Source organism: Fundidesulfovibrio sp. YSD1 (assembly GCF_055397115.1).
Genome location: NZ_AP043666.1, coordinates 450,685 through 473,007, shown reverse-complemented (window position 1 = coordinate 473,007; position 22,323 = coordinate 450,685). Strand labels below are relative to the sequence as shown.

Here is a 22,323-nt window from a genome sequence, read left to right as displayed (position 1 = left end):
AGTGCGAAACCGCGCTGTCCGGAGCCATTTTGGCGCGTTTGTTATAGGCTCCGGCGCGTAGTTGATTGTTCCCCCCGCGCGAAAGCGGCCATGTGCCCTGGAAAGAAGAGGGCAAGCCGCCCGCGAACGGAGGGAGACGATGCGCCAGGATTGCGCCGGTGAGGCCGCGACGGCCGTGTTCTCGAAGGCCAGGCGGCTGCGCCTGGGCCTCGCCGCCGGGCCGCGGGCGCGGGAAACGCCCCCGCGCGGCGGGGCCGGGCTCAAGACGGGCGACAGGCGGGTGATGGACGTTTCGCGGCGGGGGTACTTCCTGGCCGAGCGCGGGGGGCTCATCGTCTACTGCAACGCCGCCCTCTGCGCCATGCTGGGCCGCCAGGGGCAGGACCTCAGGCGGATGCGCGTGTTCGAACTCGGGCCGGACTGCGCGCCCGAAACCTGGGCCGCATTGCGCAGGCTGGTGGACTGCTCGGGCTTTTGCGTGCTGCCCTCGCGCATGTACTCGAAAGCCGGAGAGCTTCTTTCGGTCGAGATGGAGGTGGGGCTCTACCCGCGCGAGCACGGGACGCTCTACTACGGGATCGTGGACACCCCGGCCCCCCTCGAGGCCCTGCGCGACGCCTGATCAGGCTTTCGGCGCGCGCCCGGCCCTCGAACGCATGCGCGAGAGGGCCGCGAAGAGCACCCCCGCCCCCAGGAGCATGACCGTCCCGGGTTCGGGAGTGGCCGCGCGGGGCAGGTCCCCGCCGAAGGGCACGTCGTTGACCTGCACGGAGCTGTACCAGTTGGCCGCCACCACCTGCCCGGTGACGAGCCCCCACTGGTGCTGCACGGACGCGCCGGGCGCCAGGATGGAGCCGTAGATGGCCGAGCTCAAGGTCACGCTGGTGGCGTCGGGCAGGTTGAAGAGGATGCGCCCGGCCGCGTCCATGAAGTTGGTGTAGCCGTGGAAGCCGAAGTCCACCACGTTTCCGGAAATGTTGATGATCACGGTGGCCGTGTCCGAAAGCCCTTGCAGCACCATGTTGCGCGCCGCGTCGGCGGCCGTGATGTCGAACACCGCCAGCTCCCTGCCCGTGGCGTCCAGCACGAGCGTCCCCCAGAGGTCGGAGACCACGCCGGTGGGCGCGGCGATCCCCAGTTGGTCCGAGAGCGCGTTCAGGCGCACGGCCTCGGACGCGAAATCGAACCCGATGTCGAAGGGCGCGGCCGCGGCCGCGATGGGCAGGTTCACTCCGGGGATGGAGACGGACGAGCCGCTGACGTAGGCCTTGTTGCCGCCGCCCACCGACAGGCCCTGGGAGGCGTTCAGGTTTCCGCCCACGAACACGTTCCCGGTGAAGGCCCCCGAGTAGTTGGAGGTCAGGTTGCCGCCGACCAGCGTGTCCCCCCAGACCGTGCCGTTGTAGAAATTCAGGTTCCCGCCCACCACGAGGCCGGGGCCTTGCGTGCCCTGGTAGGCGAGGTTCACGGAATAGCCCTGTATGGCGGCGTTTCCGCCCACGGCCACGCGGCCCTGCACGTCGGAGTAGTAGGCGTTGAAGTCGCCGAAGGAGAGCAGGTTGAGGCTCGGGTCCAGGCCCAGGGCATTGAGCGGCGAGGCTCCTGCCCAGGAGGGGGCGAGGGTGGCCGTGAGAACGAGGGCCGAAGCGAGCGCCCTGAAGGCGCGGGAAAGGCGTGACGTCATGTGCGTATCCTCGGAAGAACTGCTGCCCACGAACAAGCAACAAGCGGGCCATCTGCCCGGAATTCAGGAGTGGAGGCGTCGCGCGGGCTTCCTGAGGGGCGCGATGACCAGGCTCGATCGGCCGTTGAAGGCTGCCATGAGAGGGTGCAGAGACTTTTTGTTTAGTAATTTAAGCCTGTTGATCTGTCAGTGCGGGGGGCTGACCGTCCGAGCTTTCCGGATTTTGTCCGGAATTTCCGGACCAGAAAAAAGAACCTGGAGAATCAGTCCGTTGAAAATGGTGTGACGGGAGTCCGGAATAGTCGGACAAATGGCGGGCCGGAATGCCCGGAGCGGCATTCAAGCCGCCTGGTCCCTCGTTTCCGGGCGCAGCGTCTCGGTGAGGCGCAGGCACACGCCCAGAAGCGCGGCCGACGTGCCGAGCAGGGCGGCGAACAGCGCGCCATAGCCCGCCTGGGTGAAGCCCCCTTCCGGCGTGCGGCCGTAGGCTTCCAGGATCAGGCCCAGAAGCGGCTGGAACACGGCCCCTCCGGCGAAGGGGAAGGTGTTCATGATGCCTGTGGCCGTGCCCGTGAGGGCCAGAGGGTAGAGCTCCTTGACCGAGGTGAAGGCCACGGCGGGCGAGGCCCCGGCGAAGACGCCGAAGAGGTAGAACACGGCGTAGAGTTCGGCCGTGGTGGCGGTCTGGAAGCGCGCGAGCAGATAGCCCAGGAGCGCGCAGAGCCCGGCCGCGCACAGCGCGAGCGTTTTCCTGCGGCTGCGCAGGACCCTGGTGGAGAGCGCGCTCAGCATTGGGGCCCCCGTGACCAGCCCCAGCGAGATCATGGCCAGCACGAGCCCCGATTCCGTGCGGTCGAAGCCGTGCACGTGCTTGAGGAACGGCCCGGCCCAGAGCCCGGCGAAGGAGAAGAACACGCCGTTGTCCAGGAAGAGCCAGGCCGCCAGCAGCCAGCCCCGGCGGTTGGAGAGCACCACGCGCACGCCGGGCCACAGGGCCTGCCTGCCCGGCTGCGGGCCGTGGGGAACGTCCGGGCCCTTGAACCCGGCCCGGGCCGGGGTGTCGCGCACAAGGAGCCAGAGCAGGGCGCACAGGCAGGCCGTGAGCGCGCCAAGCCCCAGGAAGGCGTTGCGCCACCCGGCCATCTGCGCGGCCCAGGCCAGCGGGGCCGAGGCCAGGAGCGAGCCCACCCCGCCCACGGACACGAGCATCCCGGCCATGGCCGCGAAGCGCGAGGGCGGGTACCACTCGGACACGGTCTTCAGCGTCGAGACCCAGATCATGGACATGCCGAGTCCCACCAGCACGCGTCCGCCCGTGGCCCAGGCCGCGTCCGGCGCCAGGCCCATGCACAGCGCCCCGGCCGCTGCCAGCGCGAAGAAGGTCGCCGTGGTGCGCCTGGCCCCCCAGGAGTCCGCCAGAAGTCCGGCCGGGAGCTGCATCAGGGCGTAGGAATAGAAGAACGCGCCCGAGAGCATGCCCAAGAGCCCTCCCCCGGCGTCGAGGTCGCGCATCATGTCCACGGCCACCACGGCCGGGCAGAGGCGGTGGAAGGTCACCAGCATGTAGGCCAGGGCCAGCACGGCGAAGACGCGCGTCCTGAAGGACGTGAAGGCCGGGCCGGTGGGAAGGGGCATCGCCCGGGCCTAGACCAAAGCGTCCGGCCAGGCAACAGTTGTTTATTCGGGGCGCAAAACAACAGTGGACAGAAGGACAAGCTGGGCTTAATCATCCGACGCCGGGCAATGCGCCCCGGACCTGTTGGACAAAACGCGCACCCCGTCTTCGGGCGCGTCAGAATCGCCGACAATCCGCCGGAATTCCGGATACAATCCACGCCCGGGAGCCCAAAGGCCCCAGGGGACATCCTCGCGGCCCAGGCCGCGACCCGCGAGGCAGGCGCGCACGCACCATGTTGGAATTTCTCGAAAGCGTCGTAAGGGACTACGGATATCTCGCCCTGTTCATCGGCACCTTCCTGGAAGGGGAGACCATCCTGCTGGTGGCCGGTTTCCTGGCCTTCAGCGGGCAGCTCGACCTGCACATGTGCATGCTCACCGCCTTCCTGGGCAGCCTCTCGGGCGACCAGACGGCCTTCTACATCGGGCGCTTCAAGGGCAAGCAGTTCGTGGAGTCGCGCCCCAAGTGGAAGTGCCGCGTGCAGCGCGTGCACCAGATGCTCGAGCGCTTCCACGAGGTGCTCATCCTGACCTTCAGGTTCTTCTACGGCCTGCGCAACCTCACCCCCTTCATCCTGGGCACCACGGACATCTCCGGCCTCAAGTTCTTCGTGCTCAACGCCATCGGCGCTGCCATCTGGGCCCTGACCTTCGGCTACGCCGGGTTTTTCTTCGGCACGGTGGTGGCCTCCGTGCTCAAGGACGTGCACCACATCGAGATGATCATCCTCATCGTGGCGGCCTGCGCGGGCCTGCTGATCTGGTACCTCAAGCGCCGCAAGCGCCTGAAGGCCGAGGCCTGCCAGGCGTCCGGCGCGCCCCAGGCCGGCGAAGGCGCGGACGCGGCCCCGCCCGCGGCCCAGCGCTCCGGCGAGGCCGCCCCGCCGGACGGCCCCAAGGCCGAATAGCCGCGCCGCCCGCTCCCCCTCCCGCCCGGCGGCGCATATCGCCGAGGCCACAATGTTTTCGTCCTCCCGGATCGCCTCTTCGGCTGAAGGACGATCATTCGCGCTTGCATTTTCGTCCTGTTTGGGACACCTTTTCCTGCGAAAAGGGAGCTCTCTCCAGCCCCCATCCGTCCCGGAACGCTCCGGATGGCGGCAGCAAGCGTCCTGAGAGGTATCATGTCCGCCGTAGCGCCCGACGAAGAAGAACGCATATCGGAAGCCGCCAGCCTCTGCGCTCGCGGGCTTGACGGGCTGGGCACGGGTTTTCTCAAGTCGTTCCACGGCCATGAGGGCGATTTTCTGCGCCTGGGCGGCGCGCTGGACTCCTTCAATTCCCAGGCCGGGGCAGTATCGGACGGCGCGTCCGAGCTCTCCGGGATGATCTTCGGCGAAGCGTTACTCGGGTCGGCGGCCAAGCTCTCCTCCCACCTGGACCGCCTTGGCGAGGCCTACGACCGGACCTGCGCGGGCCAGGAGGCCACCGGGTTGGCCTCCATCTCCTCGGTGGGCGCGAGGCTCACCGAGAGCATGCGCGACTTCGCCCGGCTGGTGAAGCACCTGAGCATGCTGGGCATCGCCACGCGCATCGAGAGCGCGAGGCTCGGCAGCCAGGGCCTGGGCTTCAGCACCCTGGCCGACGACGTGGAGACCCTCGCGGGCAAGATCGTCATCTCTTCCGACAAGATCCTCAAACGCTCGCTGGCCCTGACCACGCAGTGCCGCGACGCGGCAGCGCGCATCGACGAGATGGACCGCATGCGCCAGGACTGCACCATGAACGCCATGGGGCTCCTGCGGCGCGACCTCAAGGCCCTGGAGGGGCTCGTGGAGTCCTCGCGCTCCGTGGCGGGCGGCATCGGCGAGGAGGCCGCGCACGTGGTCAGGAGCGTCTCCGAGGCCGTGCTCTCCATGCAGTTCCACGACATCATCCGCCAGCAGCTCGAGCACGTGTCCGAAGCCTCCGAGGAGGCCCGGAACATGGCCCTGGAAGGCCCGGGCACGGAAGGCGGGCTCAACGCCTCGGACTGGACGGAGCTCGCCGGCTGGGTTTCCAGCGTGCTGGTGCTCCAGCATTCCCAGCTCGGCAACGCGCGAGCGCGCTTCGCCGAGGCCATGCTCTCCCTCGAGGACAGCCTGCGCGACATCGCGGGCCGCGTGGAGAAGATGGGCGCCCAGGCGGGATCGCTGGCCGACCGGCAGGGCGGCCCGGGCGCGGTCCTGGTCCAGATCGAGGAAGAAGTGAGCGGCATCGCCCGGTCCCTGAGGGACTACGCGGAGCTGGAGCGCGGCATGGCCGCCGTCATGCGCGAGGTGGGGGACTCCATCGGGGACATGTCCGCCTCGGTGGCCGAAATCGAGGAGGTGGGCTCCGAGATCGAGCTCATCGCCCTGAACGCCTCGGTGAAGGCCGCGCACACGGGCGAGGAGGGCAAGGCGCTGGGCGTGCTGGCCTCGGCCATCCAGAAGCTTTCCGTGGACGCCAGGGGGCAGACGGAATCCATCATGGGCCTGTTGGGCTCCGTGGACTCCTCGGCCTTCGCGGGCCAGGCCGAGGCGCAGGGCGGCTGCTTCTCGCTGATGGAGGAGATCGTGGCCGACCTGGACGCCGAGGTCGGCAGGCTGAAAGACATCGGGGCCCGGACCGAGAGCGCGGCCTCGCGCGTGCGCGAACTCGCCGCCGCGCTTTCGGCGCAGATCGGGGGCGCGGTGGAGTCGCTAGGGTTCCAGCACGACCTGGTCCAGGACATGACCGTGGCCGAGGTGCGCCTGCAGGAGCTCGTGGAGGAGCTGGCCGCCGTCCTTCCGGAAGGGGCGGGCTCCTCCCATTCCCCGAAGCTGCGCGAGATGCTCGAGCGCTACACCATGGAGGCCGAGCGGCTGGTGCACGAGAGCGTGCTGGGCATCGAGGGGAGCCAGGAGCACTCGCCCGGGGAAGGCGAATACGGCGACAACGTCGAACTTTTCTGATCCGGAGGCCGCGATTGGGCGTAATCACCACCGATTCGGCCGGGGAGGGCCTCACCGCAGTCAGGGCCTCGGGCCTGTTCGACCTTTCCTGCGCGGCCGAGGCGCGCGCGGCCCTGGCGGAAGCGCTCGAGAGCGCGGCGGCCGGGCTGGTTCTGGACCTGGGCGGGGTCGAGGGCGCGGACCTGACCTTCTTCCAGCTGCTCTTCGCCCTCTGCCTCCAGGCCAGGCTGGACGGCAAACGGATCGTAATGGACACGCCTCTGCCAGAGCCTCTTCGCCGGGCGGCAGAGAACATGGGGTTCTCCCAGCGGGACTTTCACCAGGCGTTTTGTTCCGGGGATGGTGCATGAAGACGATCATGACAGTCGACGATTCGGCCAGCGTCCGCCAGATGGTGGCCTTCACCCTCAAAAACGCCGGCTACGCCGTGATAGAGGCCGGTGACGGGAAGGACGCGCTCTCCAAGCTCCAGGGCAAGGTGGACATGGTCATCACCGACCTGAACATGCCCAACATGGACGGCATCTCGCTCATCAAGGCCGTGCGCGCCCAGGCCGCCTACAAGTTCATTCCCATCGTCATGCTCACCACGGAGTCCCAGGCGGGCAAGAAGCAGGAAGGCAAGGACGCCGGGGCCACGGGCTGGATCGTCAAGCCCTTCAAGCCCGAGCAACTGCTGGCCGTGGTCCAGAAGGTACTGCGCTAGGAAGCCTGCGCGCAACGGGCCGCCCATGGAAGACATCCACCGCCAAGCCTTCCGCGACGAGGCCGCCGACCTGCTCTCCGAGCTGGAAACGGCTCTGCTCGAACTGGAGGACGCTCCGGGTGACGGCGAATCCGTCAACCGGGTCTTCCGGGCCATGCACACCCTCAAGGGCTCGGGCGCGATGTTCGGCTTCGACGACATCGCCCACTTCACCCACGAGGTGGAGACGGTCTTCGACAAGGTCCGCTCCGGGCAGCTGGCGGTAACCAAGCCCCTGCTCGACTTCACCTTCCGGGCCAAGGACCACGTCAAGACGCTCCTGGAGAACGACGGGGGCGACCTCTCTCCCTTCATGGCCGAGGCCGAGGCCATCCTGGCGGGCTTCAGGGAGCTCTCCGGCGGGGTGCGCGTGGTCCTGGAGGCCCCGCACGAGGCCGCCCCGGAGGACTTGCGGGCAGCCCCCGGGGAGGAGGCCGCGAAGCCCCAGGTACGCCGCGTGCGTATACGGCCCAAGGCCGACATCTACGCCAGCGGGAACAACCCCGAATTCTTCCTCCAGGACCTCGCCGAACTGGGCGAAACCCTGGTCTTCGCGCACACGGAGAACATCCCGCCCCTGCGCGAGCTCGACCCCCAGTCCTGCCACCTCTGGTGGGACGTGCTCTTGACCTCCGACACGCCGGAAAGCGCCATCAAGGACGTCTTCCTCTTCGCCGAGGACGAATGCGAGTTCTCGATAAGCACCGTGCAGGCCTCGGAGGACACGGAGCTCAAGCGCCTGGGCGAGATTCTTGTGGAGCGCGGCGACATCACCGCCGAGGGCGTGGACCGGGCGCTCGGGTCCCAGAAGCGCCTGGGCCAGATACTCACCGAGGCCGGGCTCGTGCCCAAGGCCAGCGTGGACGCGGCCCTGGCCGAACAGTGCCTGGGCAAGGAGCGCCAGGAAGGGCGCAAGGCCCCGGACGCGGCCACGAGCCTCAGGGTCTCGGCCGAGAAGCTCGACCTGCTCCAGGACCTGGTGGGCGAGCTGGTCATCGTCCAGGCCCAGATCCGGCAGGCGGCCCTGGCCCTGGCGGACGTGAACATGCTCACGCTCACCGAGGAGCTCGAGCGCCTAAGCGACGACATCCGCGACTCAACGCTCTCCATCCGCATGCTGCCCATCGGCTCCAGCTTCAGCACCTACCGCAGGCTGGTGCGCGACCTCTCCTGCGAGTTCGGCAAGGAGATCGACCTGGTGACCAGCGGCGAGGACACGGAGCTGGACAAGACCGTGCTGGACCGCCTGGGCGACGCGCTCATCCATCTGATGCGCAACAGCATCGACCACGGCATCGAATCCCCGGGCGAGCGCGAGGCCGCGGGCAAGCCGCGCAAGGGCGTGATCAGCCTCACGGCCGAGCACACCGGCGGGGACGTGGTCATCAGGATCGTGGACGACGGCAAGGGCATCGACCCGGAGAAAGTCCGGCGCAAGGCCCTGGAGCGCGGGCTCATCCCGGAGAACGCCGAGCTTTCGCCCAAGCAGACCCTGGAGCTCATTTTCCTCCCCGGCTTCTCCACGGCCAGCAAGGTCTCGAGCATTTCCGGGCGGGGCGTGGGCATGGACGTGGTCAAGCGCGTGGTCAACTCCATGCGGGGCAGCATCGAGATCGAATCCGAACTCGGGCGCGGCTCCTCCTCAACCATCAGGCTGCCCCTGACCCTGGCCATCATCGACGGCCTCCAGGTGCAGGTGGGGGACCAGGGCTACGTCATGCCCCTGGACCTGGTGGAAGAGTGCGTGGAACTCAAGCGCGGCGAGCTTTCCGGCAACGGCCGGGGGCGCATCATCAACCTGCGCGGCGAGGCCGTGCCCTTCGTCTCCCTGCGGGAGGCCTTCCGCCTGCCCGGCGAGCCGCCAGCCATCGAGCAGGTGGTGGTGCTGGGCGTTGAAGGCCAGCGCGTGGGCATGGTGGTGGACCTGGTCGTTGGAGAGCACCAGACCGTCATCAAGAGCCTGGGCCCGGTTTTTCGCAAGCTCGAGGGCTTTTCCGGAGCCACCATCCAGGGCGACGGCACCATGTCCCTGATCCTGGACGTGAAGCGCCTGGTGCGCATGGCCCTCGACGAGGCGCAATGACCAGCGGGATTTACCTGAAATGAACCAGGCCGACACGTCTTCCAGGCGGCAGGAGAGCCTGCCCGCCCGCGACTTCAACCGTCTGGCGGAGTTCATCTACGCCGAATGCGGCATCAAGCTGCCCCCCACCAAGAAGACCATGCTGGAGGCCAGGCTGCACAAGCGCCTGCGCATCCTGGGCTTCGAGAGCTACTCCGCCTATTGCGAGTACCTCTTCAGCCCCAAGGGCCTGGAGAACGAGCTCATCGACCTGATCGACACGGTGACCACCAACACCACCGAGTTCTTCAGGGAACCCAAGCACTTCGACATACTCTCGGGCAAGGTGCTGCCCGACCACTTCCACCGCCACGGCCCGAGCGTCCCCTTGCGCCTCTGGAGCGCCGGATGCTCCACGGGCGAGGAGCCCTACACCCTGTCCATGGTGCTCTCCGAGTTCGCGCTGAAGACCCCGGGGTTCCGCTTCAACGTCCTGGCCACGGACATCTCCACCCAGGTGCTCAAGCGGGCCATGAACGCCACCTACTCCGACGAGAAGGCGCGCGCGATCCCCATGGAGTACAAGAAGCGCTACATGCTGCGCGGCAAGAACCGCTCCCTGGGCCTGGTGCGCTTCACCAAGGAGCTGCGCGAGCGCATCCGCTTCGAGCGGCTCAACTTCATGGAGGAGTTCGCCTTCGACAAGCCCATGCACGTCATCTTCTGCCGCAACGTGATCATCTACTTCGACCGCAAGACCCAGGAGAACCTCCTGGGGCGGTTCTGCCGGTGCCTGGAGAAGGGCGGGCACCTGTTCATAGGCCATTCGGAGAGCATCACGGGAATGGACCTCCCGCTCACCCCGATAGCACCCACGGTCTACCGCCGCACATAAGGAGCCACAGGATGAAAGCAGGAAAGCTCCGCGTCCTCGTGGTGGACGATTCGGCCCTGGTGCGCCAGGCGCTCACGGAAATACTCTCCTCCGACCCGGACATCGAGGTGATGGCCGCGGCCTCCGACCCGTACAACGCCGCCTCGCACATGGCCGAGGAGATCCCGGACGTCATCACGCTGGACATCGAGATGCCGCGCATGGACGGGCTGACCTTCCTGAAGAAGATCATGACCCAGCACCCCATCCCGGTGGTCATCTGCTCCACGCTGACCGAATCGGGGTCGGAGGTGACGCTCAAGGCCTTGGAGTTCGGCGCGGTGGACATCATCACCAAGCCCAAGCTCGGGGCCAGGCAGTTCATCGAGGAGTCGCGCATCCGCATCTGCGACGCGGTCAAGGCCGCGGCCAAGGCAAAGCTCAAGCTCAGGCCCCAGGCCGCGCCCATGCAGGTGCAGCCCAAGCTCTCGGCCGACGCCGTGCTGCCCGGGCCCACGGGCAAGGCCATGTTCGGCACCACGGAGAAGGTCGTGGTGGTGGGGGCGTCCACGGGCGGCACCGAGGCCCTGCGCGTGTTCCTGGAGGCCCTGCCGCGAGACTGCCCAGGCATCGCCATCGTGCAGCACATGCCCGAGAACTTCACGGCGGCCTTCGCCAAGCGCCTGGACTCCATCTGCAAGGTCACGGTCAAGGAGGCCAAGGACAACGACTCCGTGCTGCGCGGCCAGGCCCTGATCGCGCCGGGCAACAAGCACATGCTGCTCAAGCGCTCGGGCGCGCGCTACTTCGTGGAGGTCAAGGACGGCCCGCTGGTCAGGCGGCACCGCCCCAGCGTGGACGTGCTCTTCCGCTCCAGCGCGCGCTACGCGGGCAAGAACGCCGTGGGCGTGATCATGACCGGCATGGGCGACGACGGAGCCGAGGGCATGAAGGAGATGAGGGACGCCGGGGCCTACACCATCGCCCAGGACGAGGCCAGCTGCGTGGTGTTCGGCATGCCCAACGAGGCCATCAAGCTGGGCGGGGTGGACAAGGTGACGTCCTTGGAGCGCATCGCGGGCGAAGTGTTGCGAGTGTGCGTGTAGGGATGGCCAGGGAACTGGAAGCCAAGTTCGCGGTGGAGTCGCTGGACGCGGTGCGCCGGGCGCTCGCAGGCCAGGGCGTGCCCCATAAGCCCTGCCGTTTCGAGCGCAACGCCGTGTTCGACACCCCGGACCGCGCGCTCAGGGCCAGGGGCGAGCTTCTGCGCCTGCGCCAGGCCGGGGAGCGCTGCATCCTCACCTGGAAGCGGCCCGCGCGGGTCGCGCCGGTGGCCGGGATCAAGGCCATGGACGAGGTGGAGACCCGCGTGGAGGACTTCGAGGCCACGCGCAGGATCCTGCACGGCCTGGGCTACGCCGAGGCCCTCTGGTACGAGAAGTGCCGCGAGACGTGGCGGCTCGGCGAGGCGCTGGTCTGCCTGGACGTGCTGCCTTTCGGGGAGTTCGTGGAGATCGAGGGCGAGCCGGACGTGATCGCCAGGGCTGCTGGCTGCCTGGGCCTCGGCATGGCGCAGGCCAGGGCCGTGACCTACCACGACCTCTACCGCGAGCACCTGGCCAGGCTCGGGGCCGCTCCGGCGGACAGCTTCCTCTTCTCGGCCGCCGACAAGGCCCGGCTCAAGGCCCTGTGCCCCATCCCCGAATGAGAATCGCCGGTTAGCTATTCTTCCCGGGCGCGGCCGCAGGCCTGCCGCCAGGCGCACCACGCGCAGCCGCGCGAGGGCTGGGGCTTGAACGTGGGCGTCCCGAGCATCATGGACACCACGAACCCTGCCAGGAGCGGGGCCTTCTCCCGGATGATCGCCGAGCGGGCCTCCTCGTCCACCCCCGGGCCGAAAAGGGCCTCTTCGACCCCTCCCTTGCCCAGGCAGACGAAGGCCGCGTCCGCCGGTTCGCCGCCAGTGGCCTTCCAGCAGGCGTGCAGGTACAGGGGCATCTGGATGGAGCCCAGCTTCGTCGAGAGCTCCTCCAGCATGGAGAGCCCGGCGGCCACGTCCCCCGATTCCACCACGTCCCAGAGGCGCTCGTCGTCCCAGAACTTCTTCTGGGGCTTTTTCGGGCTGCCCGTCTTGTAGTCCAGGATGACGACGCCCTGCTCGCGGCGGTCCAGGCGGTCCAGCACGCAGGTGATCCCGTAGGGTGCCGGCCCTGTCTCCAGGGTCGCGCCGATGCGTTTTTCCGTCTCCAGGGGAGTGCAGGCCGGGGTGTTGCGCGCGAACGCCTCCAGCCGCCCGTCGGCCGTGCGCGCGAGCATCCTCCTGGCGTGGGCGGGCATCTGCCGGAAGAAGGGGGCCTCCTCCAGGCGCCGCGCGAAGAGCGCACGCAGGGCCGCCCCGTCCAATCCTCCGGCCGGTATGGCCTTGCCCAGGAGCGGGGCGAAGAAATCGTTCAGCACCTCGTGCACCAGCTGACCGAAGGCCGGCGGATCGCCTTCCTCCGCGACCTCCTCGAGGGGAGTGAGCGGCGTCAAGTTGGCGTAGAAGAAGGCCAGCGGGCACCTGATGAAGCTGTCCAGGAGCGTGGCCGACACGCCCCGGTAGCGGAGCCTGGTCTCGAGCTTCAGGCGGCAGGCCCGGGTGTTCTCCACCTCGGGGGAGGGCGGGCGCACGCCGCGCATGGGCATGGTGATGAGCCTGCGCGGCTCGTCGGCCGGGCCGAGGATGCGCCCGGCGCGTTTTTCCTCCTCCCAGATGAGCTGCTCCACGTAGCGGCTGGGCATGCTCTTGCCGTCCAGCAGCCCGGGCTGGATGCCCGAGGAGTAGAAGAGCCCCACTTCCCTCGCGCCCTGGATCAGGCGGTGGAAGGTGTGGGCGGCGGTCAGGTCGCGCTCGCGCTGGCCGGGCAGGCCCAGGGCCTGGCGCAGGGGGTCGGGCAGGAGCGGGTCCGGGCGCGGGGTTCCGGGAAGAACCTCCTCGGTGGCCCCGAGCACGAAGACGCGCTCGAAGGTGAGGAGCCTGGTCTCGAGCATGCCGAGCACCTGGAGCCCGGAGAGGGGATCGGCGTCGAAGGGCACGCGCTGGCGGCGGAGCATCTCGCGGGTCATGGAGCGCACGGCCTCGGGCGGGAATCTCTCGGCGCTGAGTTCGCTCTCGCCGAGCTCCGGGATCACCTGGTCGATGAGCCTGGCCAGGCAGGCCGCGTCGATGACGAAGCGCTCCCAGCGTCCGCCCGAGTGGGCCGGGTCGAGCAGGAGCGAGGTGAGGCCGCCAAGCGCCTCGGCCATGGCCTTCGGGGTCGTCACGTCCTCGAAGGCGGTGAAGCAGGTCTGGATCACGCGCGCGCGCAGGGTCTCGGCCTCGGGGTCGGCCTCCGGGGGGGCCCAGCCATGGGGGGAGAGGTGCTTTTCGCCCTGGCGGATGGCCGCCTCCCAGTCGTGGAAGAAGAGGCGCAAGGGCGTCTCCTCTCCGATGCGCAGGAGCTTGAGCAGGGGGTGGCGCAGAAGCGTTATCACCTCGCGCCAGTGGTAGCCGCCGGGCATGCGCCCGTCCTGGAGGCGCAGGATGGTCTCGATGAGCTGGAAGAGCGGCGAGCGCCACAGCGGGAAGCCCATGGAGACGTTCACGTCCCGGCGCGGCAGGTGGTGCAGCACGGGCATGAGCATGCTCGTGTCCGGCAGGACCACGGCGTAGCCCGCCGTGTCGCCCACGGCGTCCAGTTCCTTGCGCAGGGCCATGAGCTGCGAATGCAGGTCGAAGCCCTGGTGGAAGGTTATTTTCGCGCGCCTGGGCGGCTCGGGCGCGCTGGCGGCCGCGAAGAGGCTGAACTGGTCCGAGCGGGTGCGCCAGGCGGGCTGCGGGGAGCGCTTCTCGTCCTCGGCGAGCCTGGCGCGGGCCTTCCACTGGGCGAGCCAGCGCACGTGCTCCTCGCAGGACCAGTGGGCCTCGCGCGCCGAGCCGGCCACGGCCGGGTCGGTGTGCCAGACGATCTCGGCCGTGCCCTTGCGCCAAAGGGCCTTGAACAGGGCCTCCTCGCTGCCCGTGAGCGCGTGGAAGCCGCAGGCCAGCACGGTCCTGCCCGCGAGCAGCGCCGTAGCCTCTTCGGCCCTGTCGGCCACCAGGGCGCTCAGGAGCCCGGGGGTGGCCGCCCCGCGCGCGAGAAGCGCCTCGCGGTAGGCCTGCTGGATGTTCTTCAGGCTGCCCAGGAGCGCGGCCGCCGTGGGCATGACCATGTCCTGCACGTGGTCCAGGTTGGCTGCGGTGACGCCCTGCTGGAAAAGCTCCTCCAGGAGCGAGGCGAGGCCGAGCCCCCAGGGGAAGAAGTCGCGCACCTCGCGGGGCAGGGCGTTGTCCGGGCCGCGAAGCCCGGAGCCCAGGCCCAGGACCACCTTGTGCAGCACGCCCACGCGGTCGAGCTCGGTGAGCGTGCGCGGGGGGGCGTCCAGGAGTCTCCCGGCGAGCTCCGCGAAGAGCTCCCCGATGGAGAGCACGCGCGGCAGCAGGCAGGGCTTGGGCAGGCGCGCGTCCGCGGCCAGCCTGTCCAGCAGGTAGCGCCGGGGCCTGCGGTGCGGGAAGAGCACCACGAGGTTCTCGAAGCGGCCCTGGAAATTCTCCACCAGATGCGCGGACAGGCCCGCGATGAAGTCCCGGTCCCAGGGGATGACGGTGATCGGATTCACTTAGGCCTCCCCGGGGAGCACTTCGCGCCAGGCCTTCAGGTCCACGTAGGCCAGCACGCCGCGCGCGGGCTTTCCCGCAGAGGCGGGCAGGGCCTGGACCAGGCGCAGGTAGCGGCGCAGCTGATCGTGGTGCGCCGGGTCCTCCCGGCCGGTCTTGTAGTCGAGCACCAGGGTCTCCTCGGGCAGGAAGGCAACCAGGTCCGGCCGGTGGACCGCGCCGTCCTCGTCCATGATCTCGATTTCCGCGAGCCCCGCGCCATGGCAGCGCCGGAAGAACTCCTGCGAGGCGAGCCATTCAAGGCCCAGGGCCAGCTCCAGGGCCATGTCGTCGTCGCCGAAGCCCTCGGAGGCCATGGCCCGCATCACGGCGGGCAGGGGTTCGTCCCCCGGGTGAAGGAGCTCGAGGGCCTTGTGCAGCACGATGCCGCGCCTGCGCTCTCCTGCGCCCGGGCGCGCGGCCGGGTCCGTAAGCTGGCTGCGCACGATCTTGAGCCCGGGAAGCCATTCCAGCGGGGGGCGCGCGCTGAGCGGCGCGGGCAGGGGGGCGGTTTGTTCCTCCCTGGGCAGCGGCTCGGGCGGGCGCACCAGCTCGGCCTGGCTGGGCGGGCGCCTGCCGAAGACCGCCCCTGCCCCGGCGGGGTCGATCCCGGCCGCCTGGAGCATGATCCCGGCGGCCTTGGCCAGGGGCGAGGCGTTCACCAGGCGCGGGCTCGACGGCATGAACAGGTGCAGCTCCTCCTCGGGCCTGGTCCAGGCCACGTAGAGCAGGTTGACCTGCTCGGTGAGCGTCCTGGCGGCCTGGCGGTGGTATTCGTCCCCGGCCTCCTTGCACATGGGGGCCAGGAAGCGCGCGTCCCCGTCCCCGGCCTCCACGAAGCCGGACGGGGCGCGGAAGGAGAACGCGTGGAAGGGCACCACGGCCACGGGGAACTCCAGGCCCTTGGCCTTGTGGATGGTCAGCACGCGCACGGCCTGGGCGTCCTCGGGTTGGGGGATCTTCTCCTCGCCGCCCTTGGCGTTCCAGAACTCGATGAAGGACGACAGCGAGCCGTGGCCCTGGGTCTCGGCGTTGTGCACCAGCTCCAGGAAGCGGCGCAGGAAGACCTCGTCGCCCGGGCAGGACTCGAACACGCCGCAGGCCTCGAAGAGCTCGCGCACCAGGTCGTAGGGGCTGGCCGGGCCCGCGCCCTTGAGGAAGGGCTCGATCAGGCGCTGCCAGGGCTCGGGGAAGTCCTTGCGGAATTTGCGGTAGAGCGGCCCCGGCCCCTGGGCGGCCAGCCAGTCCGAGAGAATCTGCGGGGAGACGTTCTGCGGGCGGCAGAAAAGCTCCCGGCAGGAGAGGAACCCCCACAGGGCCATGTTGTCCGGCGGATAGTCCAGGAAGGCCAGGAAGCTCACCGCGCCGCGCACCACGGGGTGCTCGGCCAGGCGCAGGCTGTTCTCCGTGACCACCGGGATGTCCAGGTCCACCAGCCACTGGGCGGCCTTGGCAGCGTCCGCGTTGGTCCTGGCCAGCACGGCGATCTCGGAGGGGGCGCGGCGCCTGAGCAGGTCGCGCGTGAAGAGATCGGCCAGGGCCTCGCGCACGGCCTCGTCGTGCTCGGCGTTCGAGTCGCCGGGCAGGCGCGTGAGGGTCACGAAGCCGCCGGATTCCTCGCCGGCGCGGGCGGGCTCCTGGGCGCAGTGGTCGAAGCAGGCCCGAAGCTCCCCGGCCAGGGATTCGAGCACGGCCTCGGGCGCGGCGTTCAGGAGCGCCATGGACACGAGCCTCGCCGTGTCCGGCGCGCACAGGGAGGAGAAAACCCGGTTGTTGAACGTGACGATCTCCGGGGCGCTTCGCCAGTTGCGCGCAAGCGTCTCGCGCTCGACGGGCGCGAGCGCGCAGAGCTCGGGGTCCTCGGCGGCGGCCTGGAAGAGCGCTGCCTGCCCGCCGCGCCAGCCGTAGATGGCCTGCTTCACGTCGCCCACGTAGAAGAGCGAGCCGCCCTTGGCCAGGCACTCCAGGGCCAGGCGCGAGAGCACCTCCCACTGGCTTGCGCTCGTGTCCTGGAACTCGTCGATGAGCAGATGGTTGAGCCGCGAGCCCAGGCGGCAGTATGCCTCCGGCACGCCGCCCGACTCCGAGAGCAGTTCGGCCACGCTGCCCGGCAGCTGGGAGAGCAGCGCCAGGGCCTTGTCGCGCCTGTAGGCCTCGAAGGCCCCGAGCAGAAGCGCGCCGAATTCCAGGAAGGGGTGCCAGGACAGGGCCTTGGAGAGAAGCGGGCCGCGCGTTTTCGCCTCGCCCCAGCGCTCGCGCAGCTGGCGGTAGAGCTCCTCCAGGCCGGGTGTGGCCAGGTGCTTGGAGTCCTTGAGCAGGCAATCCTCGATGGAGCCCTTGGCCGCGAAGGCCGAATCCGGCGGGGGAGCGAGCGGCGGCAAGGCCAGCAAGGCATCGAGAAATCCCGAGAAGTTGGAGACGGGGCGGGCTCCGGCCCGGGCCAGGGCGTTTTTGAGCTCCTGCGCCGTGGCCTTGAGCGAAACCGTGAGCGATTCCATCTCGCCCTGAAGCGCCGCCGGGTCGCACGGCGGGGGCGGCCCCTGGGTGAGTAGCCGCCCGAAGACCTTGCGCAGGCGCTCCTCCATGCGCGGCCCCAGCCAGAACCCGCTTGCGCACTCGATGCCGGTGAGCGCGTCGCCCATGCGCGCGACCAGCCCCTCGAGCTCCGGGTCCGAGCCTTGGCTTCGGCCCATGACCGCGTCGTAGAGGTCCTGGAAGACCATGTCCTCGTCCAGGCTGGTCTCGAAGCCCGGGGGCAGGCCCAGCTCCAGGGCGAAGAGCCTGGCCAGCTGGTTGAGCAGGCTGTCGATGGTGCGGATGTTCAGCGTCTGGAAGTGGCGCAGGGTGCGCTCGAGCCAGGCCTTGGCCTTGGCGCGGTCCGCCGGGGAGGAGTAGTCCGGGTCGGGCAGGCCCATGGCCACGGACTTGAGCGCCTTGAGCACGCGCTCCTTCATCTCCGTGGCGGCCTTGTTGGTGAAGGTGATGGCCAGGATGCTCTCCGGGCCGTAGCCTTCGCCGGGCACGGGGCCGCAGGCCGGGGCCGGGTTTCCGCTGTGCATGAGCAGGCGCAGCAGACGCCTGGTGAGGCGGTAGGTCTTGCCCGAGCCGGCCGAAGCGTGGAGCTGTTCGATCATTTTCTGGCGTCTTGGTGCATGGCGGTCTGGGCCTTGTAATCCCTTCGGGCCGCTTGGGCAATCACCGGGAGGTGGACGAAATGGTGAAAGGGACTTACATTATTGTATTGATTTCCGTCCGATTGGGCCGGAGATGACCTTCGGCATGGGAATTGCTCAATCGTGTTTCAAGAAGACGCAAGGAGGCGGATCATGCACAGCCATCACCATGCCACGGCTCCTGTCAAGGTTCCGGGAGACCTGCCCGGCCGCATAGCGCGCAGCCTGGGGATCGGCGAGACGACCCTGAACGAGGTGGATTTCGACGACCTCTTCATGTCCGAGAACGTGGTCAAGGCGTTGAGGCACATGACCTTCGCCGTGCTCGGGCACCTGCCCGAGGGCACGGCCGGGGAACACCTCAGCGCCTACTGGGTGGACGGGTCCATGGACTTGGTGCTCTGCGCCGATTCCGGCGAGGAGCTCCACCTGGTGCGGGTTCCGGGCGAGCAGTGGACGGTCAAGCCGCACACCTGCCACTGAGCTGGAACGGCCGCACGGGCGGCTCGTGAAAACGACGGCATATCGACAGTTCCCTGGGGAGGTCACGCGCTTCCCCGCCACGACTGAAAAGGGCCGCCTCCGTTTCCGGAGGCGGCCCTTCCACGTTCACGCCCTGTTTGCGGGCTACTTCTTCTTGCCGCCGCCGAGCACGCCGCCCAGCGCGTCCAGCGCGCCCTTGCCCAGGTTCTCGGGCTTCAAGAGCTCCTGCGGGTTCTTGGGGATGTTCTCGATCACGCCCTTGGCCAGCGCGCCCGCCAGCGCCGCCGGGTCCGGCGTGAAGCTCGGGGAGTCGAGCTTGCCCGACACGTGCACCGGGATGGGGGTCAGCTTGGCGAAGGTGACCACGAGCCTGTAGTCCAGGGTCTCGGCGGGCAGGTTGATGGAGCCCTGGCCCGTGATCTTGTGCGGCGGGGCCGAGACGATGAGGTCGTTGCCCTGGGCCACTCCGTTGGAGATCACGTAGCTGCCGCTGACCGCCTCCAGCACGGTGCGCGACGGCCCGCTGTCGGTCTTGAGGATGTTCTGCGGGGCCGAGAGCAGGTCCGGCGAGAGGTTCATGCCGAGAAGCGCGCCGTTTCTGAGCGCGAAATTGGCCCTGCCCGAGAGCGTGGAGAGCACCTGCTTGGCCTCCTGGCCCCTGGCGTTGAGCGAGGCGTTGAAGGTGGCCCTGCCGGAAAGGCGCGCCTTGCCGGTCATGTCGCGCAAGAGGGGCTCCACCTGGATGCCGTCGGCGTTGACCGTGAGCGCAAGCGGCGCGGTCGGTCCGCCGCGCACGTCCGTGCGCGCCGTGGCCTTCACCGAACCCTGGTAGAGCGACACCGTGGCCGGGTTCACGTCCAGGACGTTGTCCTTGATCGCTATCCTGGCCGCGACGTTCTGCATGTGCAGCTTGGACGCGGTGAGGCTGCCGACCTCCACGGTGCCGGTCACGTCGGCGGGCACGTCCACGGGCTTGCCTGCTTCCTTCTTGGCCGGCGCGGCCTTGGCCTCGCCGTCCTTGGGCATGTAGCGGTCGGCGTTCAGGGCGTCGGCCTTGAAGGCGAAGTCCACCTTGGGCTTGGGGCCCTTGCGCACGCTGGCCGTGAGCGTCATGTTCGTGTCGTCGAGCTTGAAGCCGGTGGTGCGCATGGAGAAGGTGTCGCCCTGGCCCTCGAAGGAGTAGGCCAGGCTGAAGCGCGTCAGCGCGGCCGGGTCCGCCATGGCGGGCAGGGGCTGGCCCAGCGCGGCCATGAGCTTGCGCGGGTTGAATTCCGCCACGGCCACCGAACCGCGCACCTTTGGATCGCCGGAGATCTCCGTGGCGTGGACCTCGCTTGCGATGTCCAGGCCCAGGGCGCGGATCTTCACGTCCTTCACGTCCGCCGTGCCCTTGCCCATGTCCGCCTCGGCGGTGAAGGAAGCCCGGGCCGGGCCGGACTCCTGGATGGTCACGCCGAAGCGCTCCAGCACCTGGCGCGGGTTGAACTCGTTGGTGGCCATGGCGGCCTGGACCGTGGGCGAGGCGTTCAGCCCCTTGGCGTGGACCTCGCCCGAGAGCACGAAGCCCATGACGTCGAGCGAAAGCCCTGTGACGTCGGCGGTTCCGGCGGTCAGGTCCGCCTTGGCGTCCAGGGCCAGGTTGAACCCGGCCCCGGCGTCCGGCAGCACGCCGCCCTTGCCCGTGGCCGAGAAGGCGAGCTTCTCGCCCGAGAAGACCTTCTTGTTCACGTCCACCTTCAGCCCGCCCGTGTACTGGGCCTGGAACTCCTTCACCGGCAGGCCCTTGCCCGACCCGGTGGTCTTCACCGTGGCGTTCTCGAAGGCGAACTGCATGGCCTCCAGCACGGCCTTGCCCTGGCCCGTGAGGTCGAAGCGGCCCGTGACCTCGGGGGAGGCCAGGGAGTAGCCGAAGCCCACGGAAACCTTGAACGGCTCGCCGCGCACCACCTTGCCCGAGGAAAGCCCGAAGTCGGAAAGCACGGCCATGTTCCTGGTCATGCGGTCGTCGAAGCTGAAGCGGGACTTGGACACGGTGACGCCCTCGATCTGGTAGTCGATGGCGTAGCGTTCGTTGTTCTCGGTGACCACGACCACCTTCTCGCCCTCGATGGTCACCTCCTTCACCGGAGGCATGGGCACGTTGAGCCTGCCCTCAACGTCGCGCACCACGTTGAGCTCGAGCGCGTCCACCAGGATGGCCCCGGTCTCCACCTTGCCGGAGACGAGCGGCATGAGCTTCACCGAAACCACGGCCTTGCCGAGCTTGGCGAGCACGCCCCCGCCCGAGGCAGGGGGGGATTTCACGGTCACGCCGCTCAGGCTGACGCCCAGCGACGGAAACCAGGAAACCTCGATGGGGCCGTCGAAGGAGACTTCGAGCCCGGTGGTGTCCTTGACGGCCTTGGAGATCTGGCCTTTGAACATGCCCGGGTCCAGGCTCGCGCCGAGCACGAGGAGCCCGGCCAGGATGGCCGCGGCGATCCCCGCGCCGATGAGCGCCAGTTTCAAGGTTCTGTTCATGCTATCGCTCCTTGGAAAGGTTCGCTTTCTCCTATAGACCGTCGGCAGAGCCATGACAAACGAAAACGGATTCGATGTGGACGAGTCTTGCGCGGGCGAACGCCTGGACCGGTTCCTGGCCGGGGCTTCGGGCCTGGGCCTGCGCGCGGCCAGGCGGATGATCGAGGCCGGGCGAGTGCTCGTGCAGGGCCGCCCGGCGCGGGCCTCGCACAGGCTCGGGGCCGGGCAGGCGGTCCGCGTCCTTGGGGATGCGGGTATTGAAGAAGGGCAGGGCGCGCTTCGGGCGGTCCTCCTGAAGAAGGCCGGGGACTTCGCCGCCCTGTGCAAGCCCGCGGGGCTGAACACCGCGAGCCTCGCCGGCGGCGGGGGCGCGAGCCTGGAGGCGCAGCTCGGCGGGCTTCTGCCCGAAGGCGGATACCTTCTGGTGAACCGCCTGGACCGCGACACCTCGGGCATCGTGCTGGCCGCAGCCACAGAGGCGGCCAGGGCGCGCTTCAAGCGCCTGGAGGACGAGGGCAGGGTGGACAAGCGCTACCTGGCCGTGGTCCAAGGCGTGCTTTCGGCCCCGGTCGAGCTTCGCTGGGCCCTGGACACGGCGGACAGGGCGCGCACGCGCGTGCTGGACGGCCCGGCCGCCGACCCCCTGCGGGTCACGGCCGCGAGGCCCCTGGCCTCGGATGGCGGACTCACCCTGGTGGAGGCGCTCATCGCCAAGGGCGCGCGCCATCAGATACGCGCGCACCTGGCCCGCGCGGGCCACCCCATACTGGGGGACGCGCTCTACGGGGGCTGGACGGACGCGGGCGGGCTCAGGCTGCACCACTGGCGCTGCGAAATGCCCGGGTTCTGCGCGGCCGCGCTCCCGGACTGGGAAGAATTTAAAGTCGAAGTTGAACTTTTAGCAAAGGAGAACCCGTGCGCGGACTGATCCATACCCTGGCCGCCCTGGCCCTGACGGCCGCCCTGGCGGGCTGCTCGCTTTTCTCGTCTTCCGGGGCGGGCTCGCAAAAGCCTTCCCCCAGGCAGGACGCGGTGCTCGGATACCTGGACTCGGGCAGGCCCAAGGCCGCGCTGGTGGAGGCGGACCAGCTGGTGGCAGAGGCCCCGGACGACTACCAGTCCTACCTGACCAGGAACGCCGTGCAGCTGGTGCTGCGCGACAACGAGGCGGCCCAGGCCGACAACGCCAAGGCCCTCCAGGTGTTCGAGGCCAACCAGGGCCGCTACCCGGAGAAGGAGCGCAACTACCGCCTGGCCAAGATCCACGAGAGCATGGCCCTCACCGCGCTGGTGGCCTCTCGCCGCGCCACGGACCCGGCCGCGCGCGCGAGCCTGGAGGCCCAGTACCGCGAGCACGCGGACACGGTGCGCCAGCTCGACGAGGACACCTGGAAGAACCTGCGCGGCCTGGCCGGGGAGAGCGTGCCCGAGTGAGTTGGCTGGCGGGCGGGCGGCCGCATCGGGCCTTTCCATTTC

Annotated in this window: 17 protein-coding genes; 12 read left to right on the top strand and 5 right to left on the bottom strand. The window is 69.0% G+C overall.

What is annotated here, in order from left to right; genetic code table 11:
• Positions 1-139 precede the first annotated feature (139 nt).
• Positions 140-622, top strand: coding sequence for a PAS domain-containing protein (locus tag ACZ5V4_RS02300; RefSeq protein ID WP_464316564.1), 483 nt, complete (start codon positions 140-142; stop codon positions 620-622).
• On the opposite strand, the gene ACZ5V4_RS02295 is transcribed toward ACZ5V4_RS02300, so the two are convergent.
• Entirely contained in the window at positions 623-1,684 is a 1,062-nt protein-coding gene (locus tag ACZ5V4_RS02295) for a choice-of-anchor A family protein (protein ID WP_464316563.1), read from the bottom strand.
• Positions 1,685-2,023: 339 nt separating this feature from the next.
• Positions 2,024-3,319 (bottom strand): MFS transporter, encoded by a 1,296-nt coding sequence (locus ACZ5V4_RS02290; RefSeq protein ID WP_464316562.1) that lies wholly within the window; start codon positions 3,317-3,319, stop codon positions 2,024-2,026.
• Positions 3,320-3,594: 275 nt separating this feature from the next.
• On the opposite strand from ACZ5V4_RS02290, the gene ACZ5V4_RS02285 reads away from it, so the two are divergent.
• The 8 genes from ACZ5V4_RS02285 (at position 3,595) to ACZ5V4_RS02250 (ending at position 11,665) form a co-directional block, all read left to right on the top strand.
• On the top strand, positions 3,595-4,269 hold the full coding sequence (locus ACZ5V4_RS02285) for a DedA family protein (protein WP_464316561.1): 675 nt from the start codon (positions 3,595-3,597) through the stop codon (positions 4,267-4,269).
• A gap of 216 nt (positions 4,270-4,485) precedes the next feature.
• Entirely contained in the window at positions 4,486-6,276 is a 1,791-nt protein-coding gene (locus ACZ5V4_RS02280) for a methyl-accepting chemotaxis protein (RefSeq protein WP_464316560.1), read from the top strand.
• Positions 6,277-6,290: 14 nt separating this feature from the next.
• Positions 6,291-6,626: an STAS domain-containing protein gene (locus tag ACZ5V4_RS02275; protein WP_464316559.1), complete on the top strand. Its 336-nt coding sequence runs from the start codon at positions 6,291-6,293 to the stop codon at positions 6,624-6,626.
• Positions 6,623-6,982: a response regulator gene (locus tag ACZ5V4_RS02270; protein ID WP_464316558.1), complete on the top strand. Its 360-nt coding sequence runs from the start codon at positions 6,623-6,625 to the stop codon at positions 6,980-6,982. Before ACZ5V4_RS02275 ends, ACZ5V4_RS02270 begins: the two co-directional genes overlap by 4 nt.
• Before the next feature lie 25 nt (positions 6,983-7,007).
• Positions 7,008-9,104, top strand: coding sequence for a chemotaxis protein CheA (locus ACZ5V4_RS02265; protein ID WP_464316557.1), 2,097 nt, complete (start codon positions 7,008-7,010; stop codon positions 9,102-9,104).
• A gap of 19 nt (positions 9,105-9,123) precedes the next feature.
• Positions 9,124-9,978 (top strand): CheR family methyltransferase, encoded by an 855-nt coding sequence (locus tag ACZ5V4_RS02260; protein ID WP_464316556.1) that lies wholly within the window; start codon positions 9,124-9,126, stop codon positions 9,976-9,978.
• A gap of 11 nt (positions 9,979-9,989) precedes the next feature.
• Positions 9,990-11,063: a protein-glutamate methylesterase/protein-glutamine glutaminase gene (locus ACZ5V4_RS02255; RefSeq protein WP_464316555.1), complete on the top strand. Its 1,074-nt coding sequence runs from the start codon at positions 9,990-9,992 to the stop codon at positions 11,061-11,063.
• A gap of 2 nt (positions 11,064-11,065) precedes the next feature.
• The gene (locus ACZ5V4_RS02250) at positions 11,066-11,665 is read left to right on the top strand and encodes a class IV adenylate cyclase (protein WP_464316554.1); all 600 of its coding nucleotides are present in this window, start codon (positions 11,066-11,068) and stop codon (positions 11,663-11,665) included.
• A 14-nt stretch (positions 11,666-11,679) separates the two neighbouring features.
• Here ACZ5V4_RS02250 and ACZ5V4_RS02245 read toward each other — a convergent pair whose 3' ends face one another.
• Both ACZ5V4_RS02245 and ACZ5V4_RS02240 read right to left on the bottom strand, forming a co-directional pair.
• Complete coding sequence (locus tag ACZ5V4_RS02245; protein ID WP_464316553.1) at positions 11,680-14,634, bottom strand: PD-(D/E)XK nuclease family protein; 2,955 nt, start codon at positions 14,632-14,634, stop codon at positions 11,680-11,682.
• A complete protein-coding gene (locus ACZ5V4_RS02240) occupies positions 14,635-17,805 on the bottom strand; it encodes a UvrD-helicase domain-containing protein (RefSeq protein ID WP_464316552.1) in 3,171 nt (1,056 codons plus the stop codon).
• Positions 17,806-17,997: 192 nt separating this feature from the next.
• On the opposite strand from ACZ5V4_RS02240, the gene ACZ5V4_RS02235 reads away from it, so the two are divergent.
• On the top strand, positions 17,998-18,327 hold the full coding sequence (locus ACZ5V4_RS02235) for a hypothetical protein (protein WP_464316551.1): 330 nt from the start codon (positions 17,998-18,000) through the stop codon (positions 18,325-18,327).
• Positions 18,328-18,471: 144 nt separating this feature from the next.
• Here the strand turns inward: ACZ5V4_RS02235 and ACZ5V4_RS02230 are convergent, their stop codons facing one another.
• Positions 18,472-20,847 (bottom strand): AsmA family protein, encoded by a 2,376-nt coding sequence (locus tag ACZ5V4_RS02230; RefSeq protein WP_464316550.1) that lies wholly within the window; start codon positions 20,845-20,847, stop codon positions 18,472-18,474.
• Between the two features lie 52 nt (positions 20,848-20,899).
• Here ACZ5V4_RS02230 and ACZ5V4_RS02225 point away from each other — a divergent pair, with 52 nt between their 5' ends.
• Both ACZ5V4_RS02225 and ACZ5V4_RS02220 read left to right on the top strand, forming a co-directional pair.
• Complete coding sequence (locus tag ACZ5V4_RS02225) at positions 20,900-21,775, top strand: pseudouridine synthase (protein ID WP_464316549.1); 876 nt, start codon at positions 20,900-20,902, stop codon at positions 21,773-21,775.
• The gene (locus ACZ5V4_RS02220; RefSeq protein WP_464316548.1) at positions 21,763-22,281 is read left to right on the top strand and encodes a hypothetical protein; all 519 of its coding nucleotides are present in this window, start codon (positions 21,763-21,765) and stop codon (positions 22,279-22,281) included. Before ACZ5V4_RS02225 ends, ACZ5V4_RS02220 begins: the two co-directional genes overlap by 13 nt.
• Positions 22,282-22,323: the final 42 nt, after the last annotated feature.

Coding starts and splice junctions, on each gene's coding strand:
- ACZ5V4_RS02270 (WP_464316558.1), top strand. CDS start 6,623: ATGAAGACGATCATGACAGTCGACGATTCGGCCAGCGTCCGCCAGATG.
- ACZ5V4_RS02285 (WP_464316561.1), top strand. CDS start 3,595: ATGTTGGAATTTCTCGAAAGCGTCGTAAGGGACTACGGATATCTCGCC.
- ACZ5V4_RS02265 (WP_464316557.1), top strand. CDS start 7,008: ATGGAAGACATCCACCGCCAAGCCTTCCGCGACGAGGCCGCCGACCTG.
- ACZ5V4_RS02250 (WP_464316554.1), top strand. CDS start 11,066: ATGGCCAGGGAACTGGAAGCCAAGTTCGCGGTGGAGTCGCTGGACGCG.
- ACZ5V4_RS02280 (WP_464316560.1), top strand. CDS start 4,486: ATGTCCGCCGTAGCGCCCGACGAAGAAGAACGCATATCGGAAGCCGCC.
- ACZ5V4_RS02260 (WP_464316556.1), top strand. CDS start 9,124: ATGAACCAGGCCGACACGTCTTCCAGGCGGCAGGAGAGCCTGCCCGCC.
- ACZ5V4_RS02255 (WP_464316555.1), top strand. CDS start 9,990: ATGAAAGCAGGAAAGCTCCGCGTCCTCGTGGTGGACGATTCGGCCCTG.
- ACZ5V4_RS02225 (WP_464316549.1), top strand. CDS start 20,900: ATGACAAACGAAAACGGATTCGATGTGGACGAGTCTTGCGCGGGCGAA.
- ACZ5V4_RS02230 (WP_464316550.1), bottom strand. CDS start 20,847: ATGAACAGAACCTTGAAACTGGCGCTCATCGGCGCGGGGATCGCCGCG.
- ACZ5V4_RS02240 (WP_464316552.1), bottom strand. CDS start 17,805: ATGATCGAACAGCTCCACGCTTCGGCCGGCTCGGGCAAGACCTACCGC.
- ACZ5V4_RS02235 (WP_464316551.1), top strand. CDS start 17,998: ATGCACAGCCATCACCATGCCACGGCTCCTGTCAAGGTTCCGGGAGAC.
- ACZ5V4_RS02290 (WP_464316562.1), bottom strand. CDS start 3,319: ATGCCCCTTCCCACCGGCCCGGCCTTCACGTCCTTCAGGACGCGCGTC.
- ACZ5V4_RS02300 (WP_464316564.1), top strand. CDS start 140: ATGCGCCAGGATTGCGCCGGTGAGGCCGCGACGGCCGTGTTCTCGAAG.
- ACZ5V4_RS02295 (WP_464316563.1), bottom strand. CDS start 1,684: ATGACGTCACGCCTTTCCCGCGCCTTCAGGGCGCTCGCTTCGGCCCTC.